Below are 24,931 nucleotides of genomic sequence, written 5' to 3' on the forward strand. Positions count from 1 at the left end.
GCCCGTCGGCCCCACGTCAGTTCCGGGAGCCCGCCGGACCCCCGGGGCCGCCTCAGCTCGGACGGTGGTGGATCTCCTCCAGCACCGTCGCCCCGAGCTCCCGGACGATCAAGTCCCGGGCGCTGAAGGTGTCCTCGGCCAGGTCCGGGTCGTCCTCCTCCGGGATGTCGTCCTCCGGTGCCACCGCGGGCGGAGCCTGCACCGGCGGCGCGACCGGCCGCGGGGCCTGCGGCTGCGGAGCCGGGGCCTGCTGCGGGCCGGCGCCTGCGGCTGCTGCACGGGCTGGGGCGCGGGGGCGGGGCGGGCGCGGACGGCTGCGGGGCGCGCGCCGGAGCACCCCAACCACCGGCCGCGGGCGCCGCCGGCTGCGGGGCCGGGGCCATGGGGGTCATCGGGGCAGCCGGGGCGGCCGGGGTGCCGAAGCCGGCGGACTGGCCGCCCGGCGAGGAGGTGCCGCCGGACGGGTCGACGATGCACTCCACCCGCCAGTCCACGCCCAGCGCGTCCGTCAGCGCCTGCCGCAGCACCTCGTCGCTGTGACTGCCGACGAAGCTGTCCCGGGCGCCCGCGTTCACGAACGACACCTGCAGGGTGCTGCCGTCGAAGCCCGCGACCTGGCCGTTCTGGCTGAGCAGGATCCAGGTGAACCGGCGGCGGTTCTTCACCGCCTCCAGGATCTGCGGCCACATCTGCCGGATCTGGCCCGCGCCCTGCTGTGCCGCCACCGAGGGCTGGCCGCCGGCCGGCGCCTGCTGCACGGGTGCCTGCTGGACGGGGGGCTGCGGGCCGGGGCTGCGCGGCCTGCAGCTGTGGGGCCGGGGGCTGCTGGGCTTGGGGCTGCTGGACGGGAGATGCGGCCGGCTGCTGCTGGGCCGGTGGCGGGGCCTGCTCCGCGGGCGGGAAGCTGCGCGGGATCGGCCAGGCGCCCGGGGCCGGGCCCGCCGGCGCGGGTGCGGGCCCGGGTGCGGGAACGGGTGCCGGGACTGCGGCGGCGGGCGGCGGTGCGACGGCCGGGGCCTGCTGCACGGGCGCCTGGGCGGGGGCCTGCTGGGCCGGCGCCTCCATCGGCGGTGCGGGCTGGAACGCCATCGGTGCGGCGAAACCGCCCGTGGCGGCGCGGCGCTCCAGCTTGTCCAGCCGGGCCTGCGTCGACAGCTCGTCGCCGTACGCGCCGGGCAGCATCACCCGGGCGCAGATCAGTTCCAGCTGCAGGCGGGGGGCGGCATTGCCGCGCATCTCGGTCAGGCCGGTGTTGACCAGGTCGGCGGCGCGGCTCAGCTCGGCGCGGCCGAAGCGGTCGGCCTGCGCCTGCATCACGGCGATCCGGTCGGCCGGGGCGTCGATCAGGCCCTTCTCGCCGGCGTCCGGCACTGTGGCGAGGATCACCAGGTCGCGCAGGCGCTCCAGCAGGTCCGTGACGAAGCGCCGCGGGTCGTGGCCGCCCTCGACGACCCGGTCGATCACCTGGAACACCGTCGCGCCGTCCTGCGCCGCGAACGCGTCGACCACCTCGTCCAGCAGCGAGGAGTCGGTGTAGCCGAGCAGCGCGGTGGCCATCTGGTACGTCACCCCGGCGTCGGCGGCGCCCGCGAGCAGCTGGTCCATCACCGACATCGAGTCACGCACCGAACCGGCGCCGGCCCGCACCACCAGCGGGAACACCGAGTCCTCGACCTGGATGCCCTCGCGCCCGCACACCTGCGCCAGGTAGTCGCGCAGCGTGCCGGGCGGCACCAGCCGGAACGGGTAGTGGTGGGTGCGGGACCGGATCGTCCCGATCACCTTCTCCGGCTCGGTGGTGGCGAAGATGAACTTCAGGTGCTCCGGCGGCTCCTCCACCACCTTCAGCAGCGCGTTGAAGCCGGCCGAGGTCACCATGTGCGCCTCGTCCAGGATGAAGATCTTGTAGCGGCTGTGCACCGGCGCGAAGAACGCCCGTTCCCGCAGCTCGCGCGCGTCGTCCACACCACCGTGCGAGGCGGCGTCGATCTCGATCACGTCGATCGAACCGGGGCCGCCGGTCGCCAGGTCCCGGCACGACTGGCACTCGCCGCACGGCTCCGGGGTCGGCCCCTGCTCACAGTTCAGGCAGCGGGCCAGGATGCGGGCACTGGTCGTCTTTCCGCAGCCGCGCGGCCCGCTGAACAGGTACGCGTGGTTGACGCGGTTGTTGCGCAGGGCCTGCTGGAGCGGGACGGTCACGTGCTCCTGCCCGATGACCTCCGCGAAGGTCTCGGGGCGGTAGCGGCGGTACAGGGCTAGGGACACGCCACCGACGATATCGGGACCAACGGACAAACGTGGCTTCCCCGGCCCTCCGGACCCCGGAAACGCAAGGACCCCTCGCGCACCCGCCAGAGCCCTCCTACCCTTGCTGCCTTCCGGCCCTGGGGGGGTTCAGAGAGATGACGCCACACGAGGGGCTGCCCCAAGAGTAGCGGATCCCGGCCCCCACTCCCCCCACCCACCCCGATCTCCGATCCGCAGGCCACCCCCCGCCACCCACCTGCGAGACCGTGGTCGCAACCACCCCTCCACATGTACTAAGCTCTCCCACGGAGGATTCGCCTAGAGGCCTAGGGCGCACGCTTGGAAAGCGTGTTGGGGGCAACCCCTCACGAGTTCGAATCTCGTATCCTCCGCCTCTGCCCACCTGGGCAAACGATGGCCCGGACCGCTCAGCGGTCCGGGCCATCGTCGTCTCGTGGCCTCGGTTCTGGTCTCACCTGCGCTCTTGGGGCCTCGAAGCGACACCCGCCGGGGCACCCACCGGAGCTCGGCCGGCGGTGGCGGGCGGCGCGCGGGTGGCCAGGCCGCGAAGGCCACAGGCGATCCTGGACTCGGGCATCCCGAAACCGGAATCCGAGGGCATACTTGTGGCATGCGGGACGAACAGGGGCCTCGGACGAGGTGGACGTTCCTGACGCACCACGCACGTGTACTGGTGGCGATCTCGCGTGACGCGGAAATCCGCCTGCGGGATCTGGCGGCGACGTGCGGAGTGACCGAGCGGGCCGTCCAGGCGATCATCACCGACCTGGAGAACGCCGGCTTCCTCACCCGTACGCGGCACGGACGCCGCAACCACTACGACGTCGTCGGCGGCACGTACTTCCGCCATCCCGCCGAGGCCCACCAGGAGATCGCAGGCCTGCTGGCCCTGTTCGGCGGCCCCGATCCCCGCCCCGGCTCCGGCCACCAGCAGACGCTTCCTACCGGTGATCATCATGGTCAGCATCCGTGAGACCACGCCCGTCCGCGTCCAGCACCTCACACCTCAGCTGCGAACCACCACCGCGGTGGTCGACGGAGCGGCAGTGATCGTCCGCCTCGACGGCGAGGTGGACCTGGAGGACCGCCATCCCTTGCAGCAAGCCCTCGCACGGCTCGTGCAGACCCGCCCGCCCCGGCTGATCGTCGATCTGACCGGCCTGGCCTTCTGCCACTCGGTATGCCTCAACGCCCTCCTCACCGCCCGCCAGCGCGCGAGGGCCGCCGGCGTGGAGATGGTGCTCGCAGCCCCGCCGCCTCAGACCAGACGAGTACTGGAGATCACCGGCACCGACCAGGTCTTCACGATCTGCTCGAGCGTCCGCACCGCGCTGGCGGACACGTACGCCGCGAGTCGGCGGACAGGATGAGGCACCAACCGGACACAGCGGCCGCAGGACACCGTCCATGCCTCCGCCCCATGCGGGGGGCCACCTGTCGCACTGCCGAACGGTCGACCCCTCGAACAGCGGCCGGACGACGGACAAGCAGGGCCGAGTGACCCATGCCGCGGCTCGTGCCAGGACGAGGAGCATGGAGGCATGGACGAGGCGACGCAGGTACCTGGTGGGCTGGAACGCCAGGAATGCCTGTCCCTGCTCGCGGGCACCGGCTACGGAAGAGTGGTGTTCACCGCGCGGGCCCTGCCCGTCGTCGCCCCGGTGAACTACCTCCTCGACGAGGACGTCGTGATCGGCACCGGCGCCGATGCACGCCTGCAGCGACTGGCGGACGGCGACGTCGTGCTCTTCGAAGCGGAGGGTGCCGACTCCGGTACCGCGTGGAGCGTCAGTGTGACCGGCTACGCCCACCCCGTGATCGATGCCGGGGAGGCCGATCGCCTCATCAGTCGCACCGGGTCCGAGACTCCATGGGTTCCCGGCCCGGCGGAATCCCTTCTGCGGATCACGACCACGCAGGTGGACGGCCGGACGTTCCCGATCGCCGGAGCCGGTCCCGGCCGTGCCCCGCTCCCGTACCCCGGCGCTACGCCCGACGCCTGAACGGGCCCCGAACGGGCATAAGGACTGTGGCCGGAAAGTCGTGAGGCGTGCGGAGGTGCGGCCCGGTGGGAACTCCTGCGAACGGCCCGCCCGGTGACCCGCCCGGCTTCGTGCACATCCCTGAGCCAGCCCGTCTGGAGCTCGACCGTGCCGTGCAGGCCGTCGTGTCGCGAGCCAATGACGTCCTGCACGCGGAAAGCCGCCTGCGTGACCTCCTTCGGGCGGTTCTCGCGGTCACCACGGACATCGCCTCCCCTGGGGTTCTCGACCACCTGGTGAACGCCGCCCGTGAGCTGCTGGGAGCCCGCTTCGCCGCCCTGGCCGTAACCGACGACGCAGGTCGGCTCGTCGAGTTCCGGCACAGCGGCATCGAGCCGTCCGCCGCCCGAAAGATCGGTCCGTGGCCCCAGGACGAAGGTGTCCTCGGCCGACTACGGACGCAGTCCGGTCCGCTACGGATCGACGACATCCACGCGGCCCCCGACACGTACGGCTTCCCGACCGGCCACCCACCCATGCGGAGCTTCCTCGGCGTGCCGATCCGGGCCCGCGGCCGGACGTTCGGAGCCCTCTACCTGGCCGACAAGCAGGGTGCCGGCACCGTGCCGACACCGTTCACCACGGAGGACGAGGAACTCCTCCAAGCGCTGGCCGGTGCCGCGTCGGCGGCCGTCGACAACGCCCGGCTCTACGAACAGGCCCAGCGCAGGGAGGCGTGGCAGCATGCCACGGCCCTGATCAGCTCCGCCCTCCTGGCCCGTACCGAGCCGGACCAGGTGCTCGCGCTGATCGTCGAGCAGGCGCGGCAGGTCGCGAGCGCCGACATCGCGGCGATCGCCCTCCCCGACACCCCGGAGCACCTGGTCATCCGCATCGCCGCCGGTCAGGACGCCGACCGCGTCACCGGCTACCACCTGCCCACCGCACAGTCCCTGACCGGACTCGTCCTGACCCGCGGCGAACCGCTGATCACCGCCGACCTGTCCACCGACGAACGCGCCCACCAGCCGGACACCGACCTGTCCCCCGCATCCGGCCCGGCCATGTTCGCCCCTCTGACCGCCCGCGGCAGCCGCACCGGGGTCCTCTTCGTCACCCGCCACCCGAGCCGGTCGGAATTCGACCACGACCAGCTCGACATGCTGACCGTCTTCGCCGCCCAGGCCGCTCTCGCCGAGCAGCTGGCCGCCGAACGCGCCGACGCCGAGCTCGTCACACAGGTCCGTGACCACGAACGCATCGCCCAGGACCTGCGCGACCGTGTCATCGAGGGCATCTTCGCCATCAGTCTCACCCTCAACGGCCTGGCCACCACCGCACCGCCCGACCGGCAGCAGCACCTGCTCGACACCGTCGGCCGCCTCGACACCGTCATCCGCGACATCCGCGCCACCGTCTTCGACCTCCAGCACCCCGACCCAGGGCCCGGAGGGCCCTGACCTGCGGTGCTCGGGGGCGATGCCCGGTCGCTCCGGGGGACGGTCGTCCCGTCCGGCACGGGGGGACGCCGAGGGCTCAGCGCCATTCGATGGCGAACAGGGTGGCATCGTCGCTCGTGCGCCCGCCCCGCTCCTCCTTGAGGACGTGGGAGAGCATGCGCACCGTGGTCCGGAGTCCGGAGTCGGCGCGCTCGACCCGGTTGACCCAGTCGATGAGCTGACGCTCGCCGAACTGACCCCCGTCGGGCGCGCGTTCCTCGACCAGGCCGTCGGTGAAGCACAGCACCCGGTCCCCGTGCCGCAGGAGCCGGTCACTGATCACGGGCTGCTCGCCGCCGAAGCCGACCGGCAAGGTGGTGGCACTCTCCAACCGCTCGACGACGCGACGGCCGCGGATCAGCAGGGGCACCGGATGACCGGCGTTGACCCACTGCAGGTGACCGGAGACGGTGTCCAGGCGCATCATCTGCGCGGTGACGAAGTGGTCCGGCCCGAACTGTTCGGCGATGGCCCGGTCCATGAAGGCGTAGATCTCCGCCAGTCCGATGTCGGCGCGCCGCGCGTGCCGGTACGCACCGATGGCCACGGTCGCCATGGTGGCGGCATCCAGTCCGTGGCCCATGGCATCGATGGTCGCCACGTGCAGGAGGTCGTCGTTGAGCGCGTAGTCGAAGCTGTCCCCGGCCACGTGGTAGGCCGGTTCGAGGATGCCCGCCACGGCGACCTGGGGGGCCGTCATCGAGAGCGGCGGCAGGAGCGACCACTGGATCTCCGCGGCCACGCTCATCGGCTGGAGGCGCCGAGCCTGGAAGATCCGATCGGTGTAGGCGTTCTTCGTGACCAGTAGATCGGCGACCAGGGCGCAGAAGACCCGCAGCAGCCGGCGGTCTTCCTCCCCGACGGCGTCCAGGGTCAGGGCAAGCACACCCAGCTCGTCACCGCCGCCCGGCAGGGGCAGGTACACCCGCACGCCGTCCTCCTGCGGTTCCTCGACGGGAACACCGCGCAGGAACGCCTCACCCGCGGGTGAGGCGTCGATCGGAACCGGCTCTCCGGCCGTCATCCCCTGCCCGTGCAGGGGTGCCAGGACCAGCTGTCCGTAGTCCTGCAGCAGGAGGACCGGGTCGCGACCGCCGAACCGGCGCACCGCGTCGGCGACCAGTGGAGCGATCATCTGGGGCGGCAGTTCCTGGGTCCGATCCATCAGCGGGCCCAACAGCAGGTGTTCGCCGGTACCCCGCGCCCGGCCGCCGGCTCCCGGCGTGGCGGACGACCGCTCACCGCTCATCCTCGCTCACCGCCGTCTTGTTCCCGTCGTCGGGGCCGGCGCCGCTGCTGCCGAGCCGGGCGCCCCGGCTCCGTGAACCAGGGCAACTCATTCCATTACGCCCCACAGCCGGGCGATGCGCGCTCCAACGGGTCGACAGGATGCCGAGGGCGTGCGGAACACGGCACGGTTCCACCGCGGCTTCGGCTTCGTGGCGTCCGCCCCCGGCCGTTCACCGTGCGGAGCCGACGCGGCCGGGCGAATCCACCGCAGGTCCGGAAGCCCACGGTTGCGCGAGGCCGGGCTGCTCACCCGTCTTCCTCGGCCCCTGCCGGACCGAGGCCCCTTGCCCGCCCCTGCGGCCCCACGCACTGCCGGCGCAGCGCGTGAGCCTTGCCCGAACGGGTAGCCGCCATGGTGCGACAAGACTTCGTCATCCGGGGGCCGCGGGACCCGAACCGATGGGAAGCGACCACCATGTCCGCAGCCGTCCATCACCACCGCCACCTGACTTTCACCGCAGAGAGCGGAGACTCCCCGGTACACGTGGGCCGGGTGTTCACCCGCCACGCCCTCGCCGACTGGCGCCTGGCTTCCTCCGCCACTGGCGACGACGCCCAACTGGTCGCATCAGAACTGCTCACCAACGCCGTCCGGCACACAGCAGGTCCCCTAGCCATGGACCTGGACGATGACGGCTCGCGCCTGCGCATCACCGTCACGGACCCGCGCCCGGACATCACCCCGCCCGATCCCGGCAGCCATCAGCCTGCCGGGATCGGCGGCCACGGACTGTTCATCGTCGACCGCCTCGCCCTGCACTGGGGCGCCTTCCCCGAAGGCCGCGGCAAGGCCGTCTGGGCCGACCTCCCCGTGCCAGGCGCCGGGCAACCGCTCACGGTAGCCGTGAGACCACGGTCGTCATGACGAGGGCGCGACGGGAAGGACACGACGGTTCAAGCGGAGGGAGTGGCGAGCAGGGCCGCAGCGCGGCCTGCGGTGAGGACGCCGAGGAGGTAGCCGTCCTCGTCGACGACGGGCCAGACGGCCAGGTGCTTGATCCGCATCGCGACCGCGGCCAGGCGCAGGCCCATGCCTGGCCAGGTGAACGGGCCCTGTTGGTGCACCATGGAGCTGATCGCGGTCCGATCGGTGTACCAGGAGCGGGTCAGGAACGAGTGCAGCCCGGGCTGGGTGACCAGCCCTTCGCACCGGCCGTCGTGGCCGCGGACGACCAGGTACTCGACGTGGGCGCTGAGGAAGATGTCGTTGGCCTGATCGACGGTGCTGTCGTCGGCAATCTGGTAGTCGCAGGGGTCCATGGCGTCGGCGACCGTGAGGCCGTGGCCCGGCCGTGCCGGATGCGGGAAAGGAATGGTCACGGCGCTCACCGTTACCCGATCCCCGGCTGCCTGCCGGCGGCCGGGATGTTGTTCACCCAGAACGAAACCGGAAGGGGTACCGGGATGCGAAAAGCCCTGGATGCTGTGAAGCCTACTCCGGCGCACCCCTCGGACGAGGGCGCCCGCGGAGTACCGTGGGTGGCAACCGAGGACATTCCGCACACCGGCATTCGCGCTGGTGTCGCCTGGGTCATGACAGGTCCCTCGCGGACCGGACGGGCGGCTCCGGGTGATGCCGATCCCTCTTCCCACTTCTTCCTCACCCGGGCCGTGGTCCGTGCCCGGCGCACCGCTTCTGCCACGCCTGGTGCTGGAGCCGACGATGTCCCGGGAGGGGATCTTCGACGGCGCGTGGTGGCCCCGCTCGAACCACGTCCTGGCTGAGCTCCCGGACCTGATCACCGCGCTGAGCGCCCACCTGGGGCGCATCGGCCGAGTCGGCCTCGACACCTCGGCCTGGGACGAGGTACCCCGATCCCTCGTGGCGAACGGCCTGACGGTCAAAATCAACTGGTTCGCCGGCAGTGACGCAACCATCAGTGTCTCTCGGGGTTTCCAGGACCACTTCCTCCTCCTGGTCGTACCGCCACTCACCACCTCGGAGAACGCCTCCTCAGCGATGGCGGGGGCCGCAGCAACCGGAAACCACACCCCGGCAGCCGAACTCCTGCTCAGATGAGCAGTCCGGCATCCGACTGTGCCGGACCACTCACGAACGGCGCATTCGGTGCTGAGCTACGCGACGCCTTCGCCATGACCCTTGGCGGCCTCGGCCCCGGCGCCCCGCAGGGCCGCGCCGATCCTCCTGCCGACGTCGTGACGGCAACCTCCCACCGGACCATGCAGACTGCCCCAGCCGGCCGGGAGACGGTGAGCATCCGCAGGACCCTGACCGAGATGCTCGAACGGTAGCTACCCTCCCCGTCACAGATCGGGGCAGCCGGCACGGTGACCCGAAAGATCGCCGAGAGCGGGGACGCGGTCATCGACGAAGGCATGCGGTCCACCCAACAGATGATCGAAAGCAACCCCCTTCCTTCTGTCGAGGTTCCTGCCCGGCTGGAAGGCCGAACCGCGCGCCGAGGAGCGGGCTCGCCTCATGGCGGAGGCGGCAGGAGTCAGCTGACCGGAGACGTCGTGAGGAGGGTTTGTCGGGGCCTGGTGAGCGTAGCCAGCTGGTCTCAGTTTTGGTCTCATCCCCCCCGTCCAGCCCGGTCCAGCCGCCGCCTAGCGGGTCACTCCGCCGCAGGTCAGGACGGGTGTGAACTCCGGCGAACACCGTTCGAGAGAATTGGAAAGCGTGTTGGGGGCAACCCCTCACGAGTTCGAATCTCGTATCCTCCGCCTGATCGAAGGCCCCGACCGCTCAGCGGTCGGGGCCTTCGTCGTTCCGCATGAACTGCCTCGTCCAGGACGACATCGAACGTCAGGAACTTGAGGAGGCGTTAAGCACGGCCAGGCGGGACGACCCCGTGGTGGTGGGGATGGACGACGCCAAGATGCTGGCTGACTACGGTGCGTCCTTGTGCTGAGGCGACTGCTCCAAGGTGCAGCTCTGGCCGCGGCCGGCGACGAGCGGGAGATCGACCACAGAACGAGGCGGCTGGGCAAAGTGACCAGAGCGCGCCAGGACCTCCTTCTCGCGCCGCAGGCCTACACGTCCGGCAAGTTGATCGGCAGCGCCTCGGCAACCTCTCTCGGCGGCGTGTCATTTACCCCAGGCCGTGACTGGCTGCACCTCGGCGACGGCGGCCTCATGGCAGTGACCGTTCCCAGGTGACACCGGTGATGCACCATCTCCTCAGCCGCGCGCCCTTGGCTGCGGCGCGGCGAGCACAGCGTCTCCACAGGGCTCGGCCCGATCCGTCAGAGCCCTCACAGCAGAACTACGGCAACGCCTACAGATTGCGGTAGATGTCGCGGCGGTTGCCGACGGTCATGACCCAAACGATCAGTTGCCCGTTCTCGACGGTGTACACGACGCGATAGTCCCCGACCCTGAGACGCCACCTCGAGCTGTGCCCTTGGAGGCCTTTGATGTCGAAGGCGGTGGTGTCACCCTCGTCCAAGGCCTTCTGCAGTTCGGTAAGGCGGTAGAGGATCCGCAGAGCGTCGGGCCGGGGAATCTTGAGCATGTCCCGCTGGGCGTGCGGCGTGAACCGCATGACGTAGCCCATGGATCAGGCGTGGTGGGTGCGGAGCATGGCGGCCATCTCCTCAAGCGAGACCGATCCCTCGTGGCCTTCGCCCTCCGCCTCGTCGGCCAACCGGTTGAGCCATGCCTCTTCGGCCTGTTCCGCCAGCTGGCGCAGACGCTGGTACTCGCGGATGTCGATCACGACGGCTTCCTGCTTGCCGCGCCGCGTGATGATTGTCGGGGTCTCGTCCCGACGGGCACGGTCGAGGACGTCCGCAAGGTGACTGCGCACCTCGGCCATGGACTCAATCACCGGCTCACTCATGCAACGAATGTAGCAGATGTACATCCAGTACCTGCGGGCGGAGTCCGGATGCGCCAAGTCCGGATGGTTGCAGTCTCGGCTGCATTCACCCCCGTCCAGCACCGTTCAGGGCCTGACCAGCGGGCTACCCCACCCCGGGGCAGACGACTACGGCCGCCCCCGGACAGCCGGACGAAGCGTTTGGAAAGCTAGGCGAGTTCGAGGCTCGTATCCTCCGCCGCCGCCTGCCAGGGCAAGCGAAGGCCCCGGCCGGGAGGGCGGGCGGGGCCTTGTGGGTGCTGTCGCCTCGGCGCTGGGCTCGTTGGCGAGTGGGTCTGGCGTGCCGGCGGGGTGGCGGTACTGGTCGTGGGTGGGTCAGAGGTTGAACATGCCGGAGTACGGGGCGGTGATGCGCTGCTGGTGGGACCCGAAGTCGACCAGGACCGCGGTGTCGCCTTCGACGCCGATGACTCGGCCGAGGCCGTGGGTGTCGTGGGTGACGCGTTCGCCGAGGACGAAGTGCTTGCGGGGCGCTTCGGGCTTGGCCTTGAAGGGGCTGGTGGGCAGGTGGCGGCGGACTGCTTCAGGCTTTCTCATTCAGGCCAGTATGCGCCTCGGAGTGCGGGGCGGCCCTTCCCGGCGGCCCGGAATGCCGGATGCCCGAAATGCCGGGTGTGTCGAACGGCACTCTCCCGGCGGCACAGGCCCGGGACGGCCCCGCCGGTCGGCCGCCGCGCTCGGGATACGGCATATGGTCGGATCAACTGCCCGGAGCAGCAAGGATGTTGGCGGACCGGGCGGGTCCGGCCCGTCGGTGCGGGTGGCGGCCTCCGCCGGAACCGGGGGTGAAATGTCCTCCCATTGCGGGCTCGGCACTGCTACAGTCGAAGAAGTTGCAGTAGTGGTTCCCATGAACTTTGTGTGCGCCTGCTGATGTTTCGCAGGCGCATTTTTGTTTTCCGGATCTCTGTCCGGGCGGGCGCTCATCGCGGTGACTCGGCATTCGTATCGTGCGAATACCGGAAAGTCCCTTGAAGGAGATTTCTTACATGGCTAATGGCACTGTGAAGTGGTTCAACGCGGAAAAGGGCTTCGGCTTCATCGAGCAGGAGGGTGGCGGCCCGGACGTCTTCGCCCACTACTCGAACATCAACGCCAGCGGCTTCCGCGAGCTGCTTGAGGGCCAGAAGGTCGAGTTCGACGTCACGCAGGGCCAGAAGGGCCCGCAGGCCGAGAACATTCGCCCGCTGTAGTTCCCACTGCCAGGGCAGCTGCCTGGCACACGAGGGGCCCGCACCGCGCACTTGATGCCGGTGCGGGCCCCTCGGCTTGGCAGCACCAGGTGCCCGCACGATCACCCGCCGCCCGAGGAGGAACCGCATGAACCGTTCCAGCCGCCCTCCGCGCCGGTCCGCCGGCCGCAGGCCCGTCGTGGGCAGCAACGCCGGGCACGCCTCGCGGCAGGAGTTCGCCGTGCCGGTGAGCACCGTGCCGGCGCTGCCCGCCGTCGAGTCCTTCGACGAACTGGACCTCCCGCGGGAACTGCTGACGGTCCTGGCCCGCAGGGGCGTCGCCACTCCCTTCCCGATCCAGGCCGCGACGCTGCCGAACTCGCTGGCCGGCCGCGACGTGCTGGCGCGGGGCCGCACCGGCTCCGGCAAGACGCTCGCGTTCGGTCTCGCCCTGCTGACCCGGACCGCCGGGCAGCAGGCCGAACCGCGGTGCCCGCTCGCGCTGGTCCTGGTCCCCACCCGTGAACTCGCGCAGCAGGTCACCGAGGCCCTCACCCCGTACGCCCAGGCGGCGCGGCTGCGGACGGCCACCGTGGTCGGCGGGGTGCCGGTCCGCCGCCAGGCGCAGGTGCTGAACCGCGGCGCGGAGATCTTGGTCGCCACGCCCGGCCGACTGGGGGACCTGATCGAACGCAGGCTCTGCCGCCTGGACCGGGTCGCCGTCACCGTCCTCGACGAGGCCGACCAGATGACCGACATGGGCTTCCTGCCCGAGGTCACCGCGCTCCTCGAACAGGTCCCGGACGGCGGCCAGACGATGCTGTTCTCCGCCACCCTGGACCGCAACGTCGACAGCCTGGTGCGGCGCTTCCTGAAGGATCCGGTCACGCACTCGGTGGATCCGTCCGCGGGAGCGGTCAGCACGATGGAGCATCACGTGCTGCACGTGCAGAACGCCGACAAGAACTCCACGATCGCCCACATCGCCTCCCGCGACGGCCGGGTGATCATGTTCATCGACACCAAGCAGGCCGCGGACCACCTGGTCACCAGGCTCCTCGCGAAGGGTGTGCGGGCCGCGGCGCTGCACGGGGGCAAGTCCCAGCCGCAGCGCACCCGCACACTGGAGCAGTTCCGCAGCGGTCAGGTCGCCGCGCTCGTCGCGACCGACGTCGCGGCCCGGGGCATCCACATCGACGGCCTCGACCTGGTCGTCAACCTGGACCCGCCGGCCGACCACAAGGACTATCTGCACCGCGGCGGACGCACCGCGCGGGCCGGCGAGTCCGGCACCGTCGTCACCCTGGTCCTCCCCGACCAGCGCCGCGGGATGGACCGGCTGATGGCGATGGCCGGCATCTCCCCCGTCACCACCAGGGTCCGGCCCGGTGACGAGAAGCTCGCCCGGATCACCGGCGCCCGCGTCCCCACCGGCGTGCCCGTGACGATCCCCGACCCCGTGGTGGAGCGGCCCCGCCGTCAACGGCCCACCGACCGGACCCGGTACGGCCGCCCCGCTGCCACCGCCCGCACCCGGCGGACCGCCGACGGCTCGGGCGGCGGTGCCGCGCCCCGGCCGCACAAGGGATAGCCACCGCGGACGACGGCGGGCACCCACCGGGTCGTGGTCCCGTCCGCCCCGGTCCGTCGCCCGCCCACCAGGGCTCTTCGGCGTCGGGTCGGTCGGTCCGGCGGACGAGGAGGGTCAGTCGGTCCAGCGGACGACGAGGAGGGCGGCCAGGGCCACGGCGACGGTGACGGCTCGGAAGCCGGAGTCCATGGCGGCGGCGAGGTCGGCGGCCGGGGCTCCGGTGCCCGCGGCGTTGGCGCCGAGGGCGGTGCCCATGGCGGCGACTCCGAGGGCGCTGCCGACTTCGCGGGCCGCGCCGTTGAGGCCGGAGCCCATTCCGGCGCGGTCGGCCGGGAGGGCCGTCATGATGCCGCCGGACAGCGGGGGCAGGGCCAGGCCGATGCCGGCCAGGGCCAGGGCCGGGCAGAGGACGTACAGGGCGTACGGGGTGTCCGCGCCGACCAGGGAGAAGGCCGCGAGGCCGACGGTCAGGGCGGCGAACCCGAGGGCGACCACCCGCTTGGCGCCCCAGCGGCGGACCAGCGCGGTGGAGGAGCGGGAGGCCAGGGTCATCGCGACGGCGATCGGGGCGAGCGCGCAGCCGGCCAGCGCGAGGGAGTAGCCGTGGGCGACCGTCAGGTACTGGGCGTTGACGTAGAACATGGCGAACGCGCCGGCGAAGGCCGCCGTCACTCCGACCGTTCCGGCCCGGACGGGGCGCAGGGTGAAGACCCGGGGGTCCAGCAGGGGGTGGCGGCGGCGCAGTCCGACCAGGACGCAGACCGTCGTGATCACGGCCGCCGCGGCGAAGGAGCCGAGCACCGGGCCGGAGGTCCAGCCGCGTTCCCGGCCCTCGATCAGTCCGAAGATCAGCGCGACGATCGCCGCGGCCAGCAGCACCGAGCCCGCGGGGTCGAGCGGTGCCGGGCGTCGGGGCGTTCGGGGTGCGCGCACGGCCGCGGTGAGGAGGAGCAGCGCGCCGGCCGCGCCGAACACGAGGAACAGGCCCTGCCAGGGCAGGTATTGGAGGACCGCGCCGCCGACGACGTTGCCGAGGATGCCGCCGACGGCCAGCGACGCCGTCCAGGTCGCCACCGCGTGCGGGCGGCGGGCCGGCGGGACGAGCAGGGTCAGCAGGCCCAGGGTGACCGGCAGGGCGAGGGCGGCGCCGGCGCCGGCCACCAGTCGTCCGGCGATCAGCAGCGGCACGTTCCCGGCCGACGCCGCCAGCAGGCTGCCGCCGGTGAACAGGCCGAGCCCCGCCAGCAGGACGCCCTTGCGGCCGAGCCGGTCCGCGAGCGCGCCGCCCGGGATGAGCAGGCAGGCGAAGGCGATCAGGTAGGCGTCCACGATCCAGACCAGGGCGGTCGGGCTCGGGTGCAGCCCGCTCCGGGCGATCGACGGCACCGCGAGGTTCATCGCGGCTGCCATCGCCTGCAGTGTCCCCGCGCAGAGGGACATCAGGACGATCACCTCTCCGCTGCGCGGGTGCCCCGCCGGCTCCGCCGGCGCCCCGGCGGGGGCCTCCCGATTCGTTGACTGCTTCGCTTCCACGGCGTCTCCTCCGGTCGGGCCAGAACGAGGGCGACGCTAGGCGCGGGCTGACATAACATCAAATGCACTGCTGTTAAACGTATGTTGCGGCAGACGCAATGGTGCAGGTGAGAGGTGACGCTGTGGGCGCCGCGGTCCGGGACATCGACCTGAATCTCCTCGTCGCTCTCGACGTGCTGCTCGACGAGTGCTCGGTCACGGCCGCCGCCGACCGGCTCGGCCTGTCCGCTCCCGCGATGAGCCGCACGCTGGCCCGGATCCGCACCGCGTTCGCCGACCCGATCCTGGTCCGGTCCGGGCGGTCGATGGTGCCGACCCCGCGCGCGGAGGCCGTGCACCTGGAGGTCAAGGCCCTCCTCGACCGCTCGCGCGCCCTGTTCGCCGAGGGGCGCGCCGTGGACCCGGCGCAACTGGAGCGGACGTTCACGATCGTCGCCAACGACCTGCTCTCCACCACCCTCGCCACCCGGCTGCTGCCCCGGCTCCGGGCGACGGCTCCCGGGGTGACCGTCGTCCTGCTGCCCGAGGGGCACCACCTCGACGACCTGGTGCTGCGGGACGGGACGGCGGACCTGGAGGTCCGAGTGATCACCGCGCCGGCGCCCGAGACCCGCGTCGAGCCGCTCCTCACCGACGGGATGGTCACCGTCGTCCGGCGCGGACACCCGCTCACGCAGGGCCCGTTCACCCCGGCCGCGCTGGCCGGCGCCCTGCACGTCACCACCTCCCGGCGGGGCCGGCTGCGCGGTCCGCTCGACGAGGCACTGGCGGCCGTGGGGCTGCGGCGCCGGGTGGTCGCGGCGATGCCGACCTTCGCCGCCGCCCTCCATCTCGTCGCCGCCTCGGACCTGGTGGGCCAGGCCCGGCGCGGACCGGCGAGCCACTGATCGCCGCGCTCGGCCTGGCGACCCTGCCGATTCCGCTGCGCCTGCCGCCCATCGAGATCTCCATGGGCTGGCACCCCCGCAACGACAACGACCCCGCACAGCGCTGGTTCCGGGAGCAGGTGCGCACGGCGTTGGCCCGACTCGGACCGGGATAGCGACCGTGCCCCGGTGGCGGCCCGTCGGCCCGTCGGCCTCAGCCCGCGGTGGCCAGCCGGCGGGCCAGTACTCGGCCGCGTTCGGCCTGCACCGCTCCGGCCTTCCCGGCCGCGTAGCGGAGCAGGCCGAACGGCGCGTGCAGCCGCAGGGTGTCGACCACCAGGGAGCCGCCGTCGCCCCGGGCGGTGACGGCGAAGCGGTAGTCCATCCGCACGCCGCCGGGGCTGGCCACCTCGCCGCTGACCACCGCCTCGTCCGGCAGCCGGGCGTCCTCGGTGCGCAGGGTGACCCGGATGACGTTGTCGTGCCGGAGCAGTCCGAGGAAGCGGAAACGCTCGACGGCCACGTAGTGCGTGACCCCGTCCTCGCGCCGCACCTCCCGCACGTCCACGAGCAACGGGGACAGGCCGAGGTAGTTCGCGGGCTCCGCGAGGTGCGCGAGCACGGCGGCGGGCGGTGCCGCGACCTCGTAGCGGTGGCTCAGTTCGGTGCTCGGCACGTCCAACTCCCCTGTCCGGTACGGCTCCGGCCGTCGTGGGGCCGGGAAGGATCGGTGGATGATCGCACCATCCGGCCGCCGCTGCCAGGCTGTTTGCGTCGGGGCGAACCGCGAATTCCGGGCCGCCGGTCAGTGCGCGGCGGGGTGCTCCGCGGGGTCCACGGCGAAGTCGTGGAGGAGGGGGCCGGTGGTGGTTGGGGGTCTTCGAGGAGGTGGAGGCGGGCGCGGTCGCGCGGTAAATGCCGTAGCCGTCGACGGGTCTGGCGGAGCGGCCGTGCCGGGGGCCCTCACTGTTGCGCCGGCCGCCGCGGGGCGCATGAGAAGTGGCCGGCGGCGTCAGTCGGACGGGCGCCAAGTGGCCTGCTGTTCCCGGAAGGTGGGGCAGGTGACGATGTCCGTGCGGCTGCACTGGAGGGCGTGGGTCAGGAGCTGATGGGCGTGGTCGAGATCGATCATGCGCTGTTCGATCTCGGCGACCTTGGCGCGGATCATCGCGTGCCGGCGCGGCTGGTCCTGCTGGAACTCGCGGACCTCGGCCAGGCTGAGCCCGGCCTGCTGGAACTTGCGCAGCAGGACGATCCGGTCCGCGGCCTGCGGCGGGTAGCGGCGCTGGCCGCCCTGGCGTTCGGGTGCGGGGAGGAGCCCGTGGCGTTCCCAGAACCGGATGGCCGAGGCCGGAACGCCCGTCCGCTCGGCAAGCTGACCGATCGTCATAAGCATGGTCCGCCGCTCCTCCTCCTGTCGTCGCGCCGGCCCGGCGCTTGACTTGAACCTTAGTTCAAGTCGCAGAGTGGCCGACAGCCGGAGCGGCGGCGAACGGGCCGTCGCCGACAGGGAGTTGGAGTTGACGCGATGACAGGAACGTCCGAGGTGAAGAGCCGCGCCCACCAGCTGGTCGAGGCCGCCCGGCAGTTGTTCATGGCCGGGGTGATGTCGCACTCCGGGCACGCCAACCTGAGTGTGCGGCTGGATGACGAGCGCTTTCTGCTGACTCCGGGGTTCGTCCGCGACCTGGAGGCGGACCAGCTGGCGACGGTCGGCCTGGACGGGCGGGTGCTGGAGGGCGAACTGCGTTCCGTCAGCGCCGAGATCATCACCATGCACAGCGCCGTCTACCGCGCTCGGCCGCAGGTGGGGGCGATCATCCACACGCACTCGCCGGCCGCGACGGCCTTCGCGGTGGCGCACCGGCCGCTGCCGTGCCGGACCGAGCCGATGCTGCGGTTCGGGCAGCCCGAGGAGGTTCCGGTGGTGCCGTGGGGGCCGCGCGGGTCGGACGTGTCGGTGCGGGGCATCGCCGAGGTGCTGGAGCGGCGTCCGACGACGGCCGCGGTGCTGCTGGCGAACCACGGGCTGCTGGTGTTCGGGCCGGACGCGGCGGCGACCGCGCACCTGGTGGTGGCGATCGAGGAGAGTGCGGAGGCCGAGATCGCCGCGGCGGCGATCGGCGGGGCCGTGGACTTCCCCGCGGGCGCGCTGGAGGCCGTCCGGGCCTCGATCGCTCGGGTCGCGCGATGACCGACCACGGCTTCACCGACAGCACCTTCGCCGAGTCCGGGCGTGCCGAGGCCCTGCGGGAGCGCTACCGGACGACGCTCGGGGCCGTCCCTCCGGCGGTGGAGGACCGGCTGCGGGTGGCGCAGGCGTTCGGGCGGCTCGCCACCGAGGAGGCGTTCACGGCCCTGCGGCACGTGGTGCTGGCCGACAGTCCGCTCGGCGGCCGGGTCCAACAGCTGGTCCACTTCGGGCAGTTGCTGGCGCTGGGCCGGGCCGAACCGGCGCGGATCCACGCCCGGGGGGCGCTCCACGCAGGCGCCGGGATCGCCGAGCTGATCGGCGTCGCGGAGACCGCGCTCATCACCGCGGGCACGCCGGCCTACGCGCTCGGCATCGAGATCGTCGTCGAGCTCCTGCCGGAGCAGGGCGCCCGGGCCGGCCGGCCGGTCGTACCGGCGGCCGGCCCGGGCGCGGGGGTTCAGGAGACGTCGGTGCCGTAGCTGTAGGTGGAGACGACGGTCTCGTCGGTGTCGAGGAGGTGCGCGGTGTCGCCCTTGTCGTGCCAGATGGCGCGGCCGCTGCCGAAGGAGTAGCCGCCCCACTCGGGGTGGACCTCGTCGGTGTAGACGCGGATGCGCCGGCCGGCCTTGAGGGTGGTGCCGGGCGGGAAGGTGAAGTGCTGGCCGGGGTCGTCGGCGTAGAGGATCCAGCCGGAGATGTCCGCGTGCGCCGTGCCCCGGTTGACGATCTCGACGTACTCGTCGGCCTGGGTGTACTTGACCTCGCCCTTGTGGCACACCTCGGTGATGGTCACGTCGGGCGCGCCGACGCGGGAGAGGACGGCGACGATGTCGGCGCTGTTGGAGTCGTTCTCGGGGCTGAGGAACTTGTTGACGATCTCGCCGTTGCGCTTGAAGCCGGTGATCACGGCGGCGTACTCCTCGCCGTCGACGGTCACGCTCTCCGGGGAGACCCGGGTGGGCAGGTCGACCTCGTCGTCGGGGACGGGGCCGTCGTTCGGGGTCTCGAAGTGGTGGAAGCGGTAGGTGAATCGGCGGTCCTCGCGGTCCTCCTCGAAGCGGACGCGGACCACCAGGTCGACGTCGAACTGGTCGACGCCGCCGCCGAAGACGGGGAAGTTCTGGTGGGTGAAGGTGCCCAGGACGGCTTCCGAGCCGTCGGCCTTCAGGTCGATCGTGCCGCCGGAGAACGCGTAGCCGCTCTTGCCGCCGCTGCCGTCGGCGGGGGTGCCCCAGGTGATCTGTCCGGTGTTCAGGCCGGTGACCTCGGGCGGGGTCGGGCTGACGGCGGTCCAGGTTCCCGATGTCGTGACTTTGGACATGCTCGGAGAACTCCTCGGCTCGATGGGCACGCCGTCCGCGGGAGACGGCCGGTGCGGGTGTCGGCACCCCGGCCCACCGGGGCCTTCGCCGGCCGACGCCCCTACTCTCCCAACCGCTCGGCCGGATCCCGCGCGCACACGCGCCCGCATCACTCCTCCGAGCGATGACGCAGGTCGGACCGGCCGGGCGGGGTGTCAGGCCGGTCGGGTGCGGAGGTGCTCCAGGGCCGCGGCGAGGGCGTCCTCGGGGGCGGTGGGGAGGTCGGGTTCGATGCCGGTGGCTTCCCAGTTGGTGCCGGTGATGGGGTTGATGGAGCGGGCGGTGGGGACGGCGACGGTGATGTGGGGGCGACCGGGAAGCGGGCGGTGGGGTGGGCGCCGCCGCGGGTGGTGCGGCCGACGAGGGTGGCGCGTTCGAGGACCTTCAGGTTGTAGGCGAGTTCCTCACCGCCGGAGAAGGTGACGTCGCTGGTCAGGACGGCGACCGGGCGGTCGAGGTAGCGCGGGGCGGCGAGGTGGCCGAGGGTCCAGTACTGGCGGACGGAGTCGGTGGACCGCTCGTAGATGTCGTTGAGGTGCACCGCGTCGCCGGCGAAGAAGTAGCTGCACCAGAGCTGCACTCCCTCCGGCGAGCCGCCGCGGCACTGGCGCAGGTCGATGACCAACGCGTCGGTGGTGGCGAGCAGTTGCATGGCGGCGGCGGTCGCGGCGCCGCCGAGGTCCGCGGGGGCGATCATGCGCAGGTCGAGGTAGCCGATGTTGCCGTCGAGCTGCTCCACCCGCCGGACGCCGTAGTTGCTCTCGCGGGCGTACTGCGCGAAGCGGGCCCGGGCGACCTCCTCCGGCTCCTCGTCCATCGGCTGCGGCTCCTCGCTGTACAGCAGCCGCAGGTGCTTGTCCGGGCAGGCCTTCTGCAGGTCGTCCGAGACCCGCTCGCACAACTCCCGTTCGCCCAGGCCCTGGTAGGCGCCGTCGGCGAGTTGGCGGCGGAGCAGGGTCGCTATGGCGGCCGTCCGCTCGGGGAAGACGTAGCCGGTGGTGATCCGGGCCAGTGCGGCCTCGATCGTCTGCTGATGGGTCGTCATGCGCGTGATGGTAGGTCCGGCCGGCGGGGGCGCCCAAGGCGACGGGGACCGGCATAGCTCAACCATCGACATATCTAAATCATTGATCTATGGTCTCCGCATGACAGAACGTCAATTGCACGAGCCGACACGCCTGGTGCTCACAGCCCTGGCCGACGCGCCGCGCCACGGCTACGCGATCCTCCAGGAAGTCCTGGCGATCACCGACGGGCGGACCAGGATGCTGACCGGCACGCTCTACACCGCGCTGGACCGGCTGCTCCAGCAGGGGCTGATCCGGGTCGACCACGAGGAGGTCGTGAACGGGCGGCTGCGGCGCAGCTTCGCGCTGACCGAGCAGGGCCAGGAGACGCTGGCCGGGGAACTGCGGCGCTTGCGGGCGGGGGCGGACGAGGCGGAGCGGCGACTCGCGCTCGGCGGGTTCCGGCCGGCGCTCGGACTGAACGGGGGGACGGCATGAGCGGGGAGTTGGTGCGGCGGCTGCCGCTGCGGGGGCTGTACCCGGCGGCGTACCGGGCGGCGCACGGGGAGGAGATCGCGGCGGTGCTCGCCGAGTCGGTGCGGGACGCCGACCGGCGGACTGCGGTGCGGGAGTGGGCGGTGCTGGCGGCGCACGCGCTGCGCCTGCGGACCCGGCTGAGTTCGCGGGACCCGGCGGGCGGGCGCTGGCCGGGGCGGCGCCGTTCGTGCTGGCGGGCGGGGCGGCGCTGGGCGCGGCGCACCTGGTGGCGGGGTTCTTCCTGCTGAAGCCGGGGACGGGCGTCCTCCCGGTGGTGGCTGCCGTCGCGCTGAGCGCCCCGTGGGTGCTCGCGCTGCTGGGCGCCGCGCTGGGCCGATGGGCGGTGGCGCGGGTGTTCGTGCTGGTCGCCGTGGTCGCTGTGCTGGCGGCCGTGGTGCATCCGGTGGGCCCGTCCTCCTCGGCCGGGACTCTGCTCGAACTGTGGTGCGTCATGGGCGGGTTGGTGCTGCTCGCACCGCCGGACGGGGTCGACCTGTCGAGGCGCGGGCGGTCCCGGGCGGTGGCCTGCTCGATCGCCGTGGGGCTGCCGATGTGCGGCATCGCCGCCGGGTGGCTGGGCCTCTGGCTGGAGGACTACCCGGACGTCGTGTTCCCGCCGTCCCTCCAGGTCCCGCTGGACGCCTCCACGGCCTGGCCGGCGGTCGTGCTGGCCGTCGCCTACCTGCTGCACCTCGCCGATCCGCGGGTCGACCGGGTGCAGGCCGGCGGGGTGGCGCTGGCGGTGCTGCCGTGGGTCGTCATGCCGCGGCCGCCGCTGTACTACGACACCCCGCTGAACGGACACGACCTGCTCCGCGACGCCGCCGTGGTGCTCGCGCTGCTGGCGGCGGCCACCGCGGCGGGCGTGCTGCGCCGCCGGGCCAGGCTCGCCGGGACGGAGGCGTCCGACCTGGCCTGACCCCGGACGGCGCCGGCCGCCCGTCCGTGCGGCGGGCGGGGCGGCCGGTGGTCCGCCGCGGCGTACGATGCGCGCGTGGACGGAGACCGGGGGTGGGGCGTCGGGCCGCGCACGGTGCGGGTGCTGGTGGTCTCGGTGGCGGCCGCGCTGGCCTCGATGCACCTGTTGAAGGGGCTCGGGCGGGTGGCGGCGGAGCCGGTCGCGGGGCGGCGGTGGTGGCCGCCTGTCTCGCGCTGGTGGCGCTGCAACTGCGGCACACCCGGCCGGGACACGATCAGCAGGGCCCGCAACTGCGGTGGACGGTCGCGGAGTTGGCGGTCAGCGCGGTCGCGGTCGGGCCGCTCGGCGTCTCGGTCGGCCTGCTCTGCCTGCCGGCCGCGTCCTTGCTGCTGGAGCGCCGCCGGCTGCTGCTGGGTCTGCTGGGGGCCGGTGCGGTGCTGGTGGAGGCGCTCCGGGCCGCGACGCTCCGGGACACCGTCGATCTGCTGCTGACGGTCGCGCTCGGCGGCACCATGCTGTACGCCGTCACCACGCTCGCCCTGCTGGCGACCCGGGTGCACGCCGCACGGCTCGCGCTCGCGGCGTCCGCGGTGACGGACGAGCGGCTGCGCATCGCGTCCAGCCTGGGCAGTGGGCTGTCGGCGGGCCTGCGCGAGATCCACGACCTGGCTGCGCTACAACGGCCGGACGTGCTCGACGAGTTGATCGCGGTGGCGCGCCGGACGCTGGCGGCGGCCCGGGCCACGGCCGCCGAGTTGCGCAGCCTGTCGCTGGCGCCGGAGGCGGCGAGTGCCCGGGCCCTGCTGGCGTCCGCCGGGATCGTGGCGGACATCCGGGTCGGGCACCGCGAGCCGCTCGGCCCGGCCGGGACGGTGCTGGCGACGGTGCTGCGCGAGGCGGTCACCGCGGTGGTGCGGGTGGGCGACGCCCGGCGGTGCGAGGTGTCCACCGAGGAGCGGTCGGGGCAGGTGGTGCTGCGGGTGGTCAGCGACGGCGCGCCGCACGGCGTCGCGCTCGGCGCGGACGTGCTCGACGGCCTCGCGGAGCGCGTCCGGGCGGCGGACGGCCGGCTGACGGCCGGCCTGGAGCCGGACGGCCGCTTCGCCGTGGAGGCGGCGGTGGCGGCGGCCCCCGCACCGGCCGCCGCGGACCCGGCCGAACTGCGCACCGCGCTGGCGCTGTACTACGCGCTGCTCGGCATGTTCTGCGTCAAGGCGCTGATGTTCGTCCCCGCGCCGCGGCTGGCCCTCGGGGCGGTGTGCGTGGCGGCGTTCTGCGCGTTCCAGGTCCGCTTCTCGATCCAGGACGCCACCCGGCACGCCCGGCTCGCGCTGCTGGCCTCGGCGGTGCTCGCCCTGGTGCCGCTGCCCTGGCTGGGCCGGAACTGGATCGGCGCGGCGGGCATCCTGGCCGGTTCGCTGCTGATCGCGCTGCCGCTGCGGGCGGGCGCGGCCCTGGCGGCGGCGCTGGCGGTGACGGCCGGGGTGATCGGCGGCGACGGCCCGGTGTCGGCGCTGCTGACGACCGTCAGCGCGCTGGTCAGCTGCGTGGTGGTCTACGCGGTGCTGCGGCTGGTCCGGCTGGTGCGGGAGTTGCAGCGGGCCACGGCCGGGCTGGCGCGCGCCGCCGCCGTCACCGAACGGCTGCGCGCCGCCCGGGACTTGCACGACCTGCTCGGGCACGGGCTGGCGGCGGTCCTGCTGAAGGCCGAGCTGGCGCGGCGATTGGCGGACTCCGACGCCCCGCGCTGCCGGGCCGAGTTGGCGGACATCGTGCGGCTGGCCGAGCGCGGCCGGGCCGAGCTGGGGGCGCTGGCCGACGACGGCCCGCGGCTCTCGCTGAGCGCCGAACTGGCCTCGGCAGCGGCGGTGTTGGAGGCGGCATCGATCGCGGTGGAGGTGGAGGACGGGCCGGTGCCGGCGGCCGCGGGCGCGGTGCTGAGCGTGGTCCTGCGCGAGGCGGTGACGAACGTCCTGCGGCACAGCCGGGCCCGGCACGCGCGGATCGCGCTGGCGGTGGCCGACGGCTCGGCGCGGCTGGAGGTGGAGAACGACGGGGTCCCGGACGGGGTCACCGCGCCCGGGTCCGGGATCGGCGGGCTGTCGGTCCGGCTCGCCGAGGCGGGCGGCACGCTGGCCGCCGGACCGGACGACGGCTGGTACCTGCTGCGGGCCGAACTGCCGCTCCGCTGACCGCCGTTGCGGGCTCAGAGCCAGCCGGCGTCGCGGGCGATCCGCACGGCGTCGGTGCGGTTGCGGGCGTTCAGCTTGCCGACCACGGCGGTCAGCACGTTGCGCACGGTGCCGGTGGACAGGTGCAGGCGGGCCGCGATCTCGGGCGGTTCGGCGCCCTCGGCCAGCTCGCGCAGCACGTCGTTCTCCCGCGGGGTGAGCGGGTTGTCCGCCAAGTCCCAGGCGGCGACCGCCAGTGCCGGGTCCAGCACCCGTCCGCCCGCGGCCACTTGGCGGATGGCCGCGACCAGCTCGGCCGGAGGGACGGTCTTCAGCAGGAAGCCGTCGACCTTCGCGTCCAGGGCCTTGCGCAGCAGCCCGGGGCGGCCGAGCGAGGTCAGCATCAGGGTCCGGCAGCCGGGCAGCTTCTCCTTGAGCGCCGCGGCGGCCTGGAGGCCGTCGAGCCGGCCGGGCATCTCGATGTCCAGGATCGCGACGTCCGGCCGGAAGACCGCGGCCCGCGGCACCACGTCGTCGGCGGAGTCCGCCTCGGCCACGACCTCCAGGTCGGGTTCCAGTCCGAGGAGTGCCACCAGTGCGCCGCGCACCACGTGCTGGTCCTCGGCCAGCAGGAGTCTGATCATGTCCCGACCCTACCCGTGACGAGGTCACGGGTAGCGCGTGTTCCCGTCCCTG

General features: G+C 72.8%; 27 protein-coding genes, 1 tRNA gene and 1 other RNA gene. 16 read left to right on the forward strand and 13 right to left on the reverse strand.

What is annotated here, in order from left to right; translation table 11 throughout:
• Positions 1 to 108: 108 nt before the first annotated feature.
• A complete protein-coding gene (locus KCH_RS37375; protein WP_244305351.1) occupies positions 109 to 2,268 on the reverse strand; it encodes a DNA polymerase III subunit gamma and tau in 2,160 nt (719 codons plus the stop codon).
• Between the two features lie 63 nt (positions 2,269 to 2,331).
• Positions 2,332 to 2,428, reverse strand: an RNA gene (gene ffs / locus KCH_RS38655) — signal recognition particle sRNA small type.
• Positions 2,429 to 2,557: 129 nt separating this feature from the next.
• On the opposite strand from ffs, the gene KCH_RS17405 reads away from it, so the two are divergent.
• The 5 genes from KCH_RS17405 (at position 2,558) to KCH_RS17425 (ending at position 5,713) form a co-directional block, all read left to right on the forward strand.
• Positions 2,558 to 2,642, forward strand: a tRNA-Ser gene (locus tag KCH_RS17405).
• 239 nt (positions 2,643 to 2,881) lie between these two features.
• Positions 2,882 to 3,244: a helix-turn-helix transcriptional regulator gene (locus tag KCH_RS17410; RefSeq protein WP_051653158.1), complete on the forward strand. Its 363-nt coding sequence runs from the start codon at positions 2,882 to 2,884 to the stop codon at positions 3,242 to 3,244.
• Entirely contained in the window at positions 3,228 to 3,641 is a 414-nt protein-coding gene (locus KCH_RS17415) for an STAS domain-containing protein (protein WP_051653159.1), read from the forward strand. The genes KCH_RS17410 and KCH_RS17415 overlap by 17 nt, the downstream gene beginning before the upstream one ends.
• 171 nt (positions 3,642 to 3,812) lie before the next feature.
• The gene (locus tag KCH_RS17420) at positions 3,813 to 4,274 is read left to right on the forward strand and encodes a pyridoxamine 5'-phosphate oxidase family protein (protein ID WP_051653160.1); all 462 of its coding nucleotides are present in this window, start codon (positions 3,813 to 3,815) and stop codon (positions 4,272 to 4,274) included.
• Between the two features lie 164 nt (positions 4,275 to 4,438).
• Positions 4,439 to 5,713 carry a GAF domain-containing protein gene (locus KCH_RS17425; RefSeq protein ID WP_279635878.1) on the forward strand — a complete coding sequence of 425 codons (1,275 nt, stop codon included), beginning with the start codon at positions 4,439 to 4,441 and terminating at the stop codon, positions 5,711 to 5,713.
• A gap of 76 nt (positions 5,714 to 5,789) precedes the next feature.
• Here KCH_RS17425 and KCH_RS17430 read toward each other — a convergent pair whose 3' ends face one another.
• On the reverse strand, positions 5,790 to 7,001 hold the full coding sequence (locus KCH_RS17430; RefSeq protein ID WP_035864079.1) for a PP2C family protein-serine/threonine phosphatase: 1,212 nt from the start codon (positions 6,999 to 7,001) through the stop codon (positions 5,790 to 5,792).
• A gap of 456 nt (positions 7,002 to 7,457) precedes the next feature.
• Between KCH_RS17430 and KCH_RS17435 the strand changes: the two genes are divergently transcribed.
• Complete coding sequence (locus KCH_RS17435; RefSeq protein WP_167574074.1) at positions 7,458 to 7,907, forward strand: ATP-binding protein; 450 nt, start codon at positions 7,458 to 7,460, stop codon at positions 7,905 to 7,907.
• 29 nt (positions 7,908 to 7,936) lie between these two features.
• Here KCH_RS17435 and KCH_RS17440 read toward each other — a convergent pair whose 3' ends face one another.
• Entirely contained in the window at positions 7,937 to 8,362 is a 426-nt protein-coding gene (locus KCH_RS17440; RefSeq protein WP_157032086.1) for a CBS domain-containing protein, read from the reverse strand.
• A gap of 328 nt (positions 8,363 to 8,690) precedes the next feature.
• On the opposite strand from KCH_RS17440, the gene KCH_RS17445 reads away from it, so the two are divergent.
• Positions 8,691 to 9,062, forward strand: coding sequence for a DUF5994 family protein (locus tag KCH_RS17445; protein WP_157032087.1), 372 nt, complete (start codon positions 8,691 to 8,693; stop codon positions 9,060 to 9,062).
• 1,219 nt (positions 9,063 to 10,281) lie between these two features.
• Here the strand turns inward: KCH_RS17445 and KCH_RS17455 are convergent.
• From KCH_RS17455 to KCH_RS17465, 3 genes are all read right to left on the reverse strand, one after another.
• Positions 10,282 to 10,560 (reverse strand): type II toxin-antitoxin system RelE family toxin, encoded by a 279-nt coding sequence (locus KCH_RS17455; RefSeq protein ID WP_035864083.1) that lies wholly within the window; start codon positions 10,558 to 10,560, stop codon positions 10,282 to 10,284.
• A gap of 3 nt (positions 10,561 to 10,563) precedes the next feature.
• Positions 10,564 to 10,845 (reverse strand): type II toxin-antitoxin system Phd/YefM family antitoxin, encoded by a 282-nt coding sequence (locus KCH_RS17460; protein WP_244305352.1) that lies wholly within the window; start codon positions 10,843 to 10,845, stop codon positions 10,564 to 10,566.
• A 354-nt stretch (positions 10,846 to 11,199) separates the two neighbouring features.
• Positions 11,200 to 11,421, reverse strand: coding sequence for a hypothetical protein (locus tag KCH_RS17465; protein ID WP_035864085.1), 222 nt, complete (start codon positions 11,419 to 11,421; stop codon positions 11,200 to 11,202).
• A gap of 452 nt (positions 11,422 to 11,873) precedes the next feature.
• On the opposite strand from KCH_RS17465, the gene KCH_RS17470 reads away from it, so the two are divergent.
• The gene (locus tag KCH_RS17470) at positions 11,874 to 12,077 is read left to right on the forward strand and encodes a cold-shock protein (protein ID WP_030916923.1); all 204 of its coding nucleotides are present in this window, start codon (positions 11,874 to 11,876) and stop codon (positions 12,075 to 12,077) included.
• Positions 12,078 to 12,204: 127 nt separating this feature from the next.
• Complete coding sequence (locus KCH_RS17475) at positions 12,205 to 13,647, forward strand: DEAD/DEAH box helicase (RefSeq protein ID WP_035864087.1); 1,443 nt, start codon at positions 12,205 to 12,207, stop codon at positions 13,645 to 13,647.
• Between the two features lie 114 nt (positions 13,648 to 13,761).
• Here the strand turns inward: KCH_RS17475 and KCH_RS17480 are convergent, their stop codons facing one another.
• Positions 13,762 to 15,057, reverse strand: a complete 1,296-nt coding sequence (locus KCH_RS17480; RefSeq protein ID WP_208865960.1) for an MFS transporter — start codon at positions 15,055 to 15,057, stop codon at positions 13,762 to 13,764.
• A gap of 245 nt (positions 15,058 to 15,302) precedes the next feature.
• On the opposite strand from KCH_RS17480, the gene KCH_RS17485 reads away from it, so the two are divergent.
• Positions 15,303 to 16,067, forward strand: a complete 765-nt coding sequence (locus tag KCH_RS17485; protein ID WP_244305353.1) for a LysR family transcriptional regulator — start codon at positions 15,303 to 15,305, stop codon at positions 16,065 to 16,067.
• A 193-nt stretch (positions 16,068 to 16,260) separates the two neighbouring features.
• Here the strand turns inward: KCH_RS17485 and KCH_RS17490 are convergent, their stop codons facing one another.
• Together KCH_RS17490 and KCH_RS17495 are read right to left on the reverse strand one after the other, a co-directional pair.
• Positions 16,261 to 16,722 (reverse strand): SRPBCC family protein, encoded by a 462-nt coding sequence (locus tag KCH_RS17490; protein WP_035872478.1) that lies wholly within the window; start codon positions 16,720 to 16,722, stop codon positions 16,261 to 16,263.
• Between the two features lie 336 nt (positions 16,723 to 17,058).
• On the reverse strand, positions 17,059 to 17,442 hold the full coding sequence (locus KCH_RS17495) for a MerR family transcriptional regulator (RefSeq protein WP_035864089.1): 384 nt from the start codon (positions 17,440 to 17,442) through the stop codon (positions 17,059 to 17,061).
• Positions 17,443 to 17,574: 132 nt separating this feature from the next.
• On the opposite strand from KCH_RS17495, the gene KCH_RS17500 reads away from it, so the two are divergent.
• Both KCH_RS17500 and KCH_RS17505 read left to right on the forward strand, forming a co-directional pair.
• Positions 17,575 to 18,240, forward strand: coding sequence for a class II aldolase/adducin family protein (locus tag KCH_RS17500; protein WP_035864092.1), 666 nt, complete (start codon positions 17,575 to 17,577; stop codon positions 18,238 to 18,240).
• Positions 18,237 to 18,719 carry a carboxymuconolactone decarboxylase family protein gene (locus KCH_RS17505; protein WP_244305354.1) on the forward strand — a complete coding sequence of 161 codons (483 nt, stop codon included), beginning with the start codon at positions 18,237 to 18,239 and terminating at the stop codon, positions 18,717 to 18,719. Before KCH_RS17500 ends, KCH_RS17505 begins: the two co-directional genes overlap by 4 nt.
• On the opposite strand, the gene KCH_RS38660 is transcribed toward KCH_RS17505, so the two are convergent.
• The gene (locus KCH_RS38660) at positions 18,698 to 19,561 is read right to left on the reverse strand and encodes a lamin tail domain-containing protein (protein WP_035864094.1); all 864 of its coding nucleotides are present in this window, start codon (positions 19,559 to 19,561) and stop codon (positions 18,698 to 18,700) included. The two genes, KCH_RS17505 and KCH_RS38660, sit on opposite strands and share 22 nt — an antisense overlap.
• Before the next feature lie 149 nt (positions 19,562 to 19,710).
• Positions 19,711 to 20,646, reverse strand: coding sequence for a S41 family peptidase (locus KCH_RS17515; protein ID WP_244305355.1), 936 nt, complete (start codon positions 20,644 to 20,646; stop codon positions 19,711 to 19,713).
• Positions 20,647 to 20,746: 100 nt separating this feature from the next.
• Between KCH_RS17515 and KCH_RS17520 the strand changes: the two genes are divergently transcribed.
• The 4 genes from KCH_RS17520 to KCH_RS17535 all read left to right on the forward strand — a co-directional run bounded on the left by KCH_RS17520 (position 20,747) and on the right by KCH_RS17535 (position 24,256).
• Positions 20,747 to 21,106, forward strand: coding sequence for a PadR family transcriptional regulator (locus KCH_RS17520; RefSeq protein ID WP_035864096.1), 360 nt, complete (start codon positions 20,747 to 20,749; stop codon positions 21,104 to 21,106).
• On the forward strand, positions 21,103 to 21,393 hold the full coding sequence (locus tag KCH_RS41395) for a hypothetical protein (RefSeq protein ID WP_035864098.1): 291 nt from the start codon (positions 21,103 to 21,105) through the stop codon (positions 21,391 to 21,393). Before KCH_RS17520 ends, KCH_RS41395 begins: the two co-directional genes overlap by 4 nt.
• Positions 21,333 to 22,064 (forward strand): hypothetical protein, encoded by a 732-nt coding sequence (locus tag KCH_RS17530; RefSeq protein ID WP_035864101.1) that lies wholly within the window; start codon positions 21,333 to 21,335, stop codon positions 22,062 to 22,064. Before KCH_RS41395 ends, KCH_RS17530 begins: the two co-directional genes overlap by 61 nt.
• A gap of 215 nt (positions 22,065 to 22,279) precedes the next feature.
• A complete protein-coding gene (locus KCH_RS17535) occupies positions 22,280 to 24,256 on the forward strand; it encodes a histidine kinase (protein ID WP_157032088.1) in 1,977 nt (658 codons plus the stop codon).
• Positions 24,257 to 24,270: 14 nt separating this feature from the next.
• Here KCH_RS17535 and KCH_RS17540 read toward each other — a convergent pair whose 3' ends face one another.
• On the reverse strand, positions 24,271 to 24,879 hold the full coding sequence (locus KCH_RS17540) for a response regulator transcription factor (protein WP_035864103.1): 609 nt from the start codon (positions 24,877 to 24,879) through the stop codon (positions 24,271 to 24,273).
• Positions 24,880 to 24,931 lie beyond the last annotated feature (52 nt).

Origin of the sequence: Kitasatospora cheerisanensis KCTC 2395, assembly GCF_000696185.1 — a bacterium.
Lineage (GTDB): Bacteria > Actinomycetota > Actinomycetes > Streptomycetales > Streptomycetaceae > Kitasatospora > Kitasatospora cheerisanensis.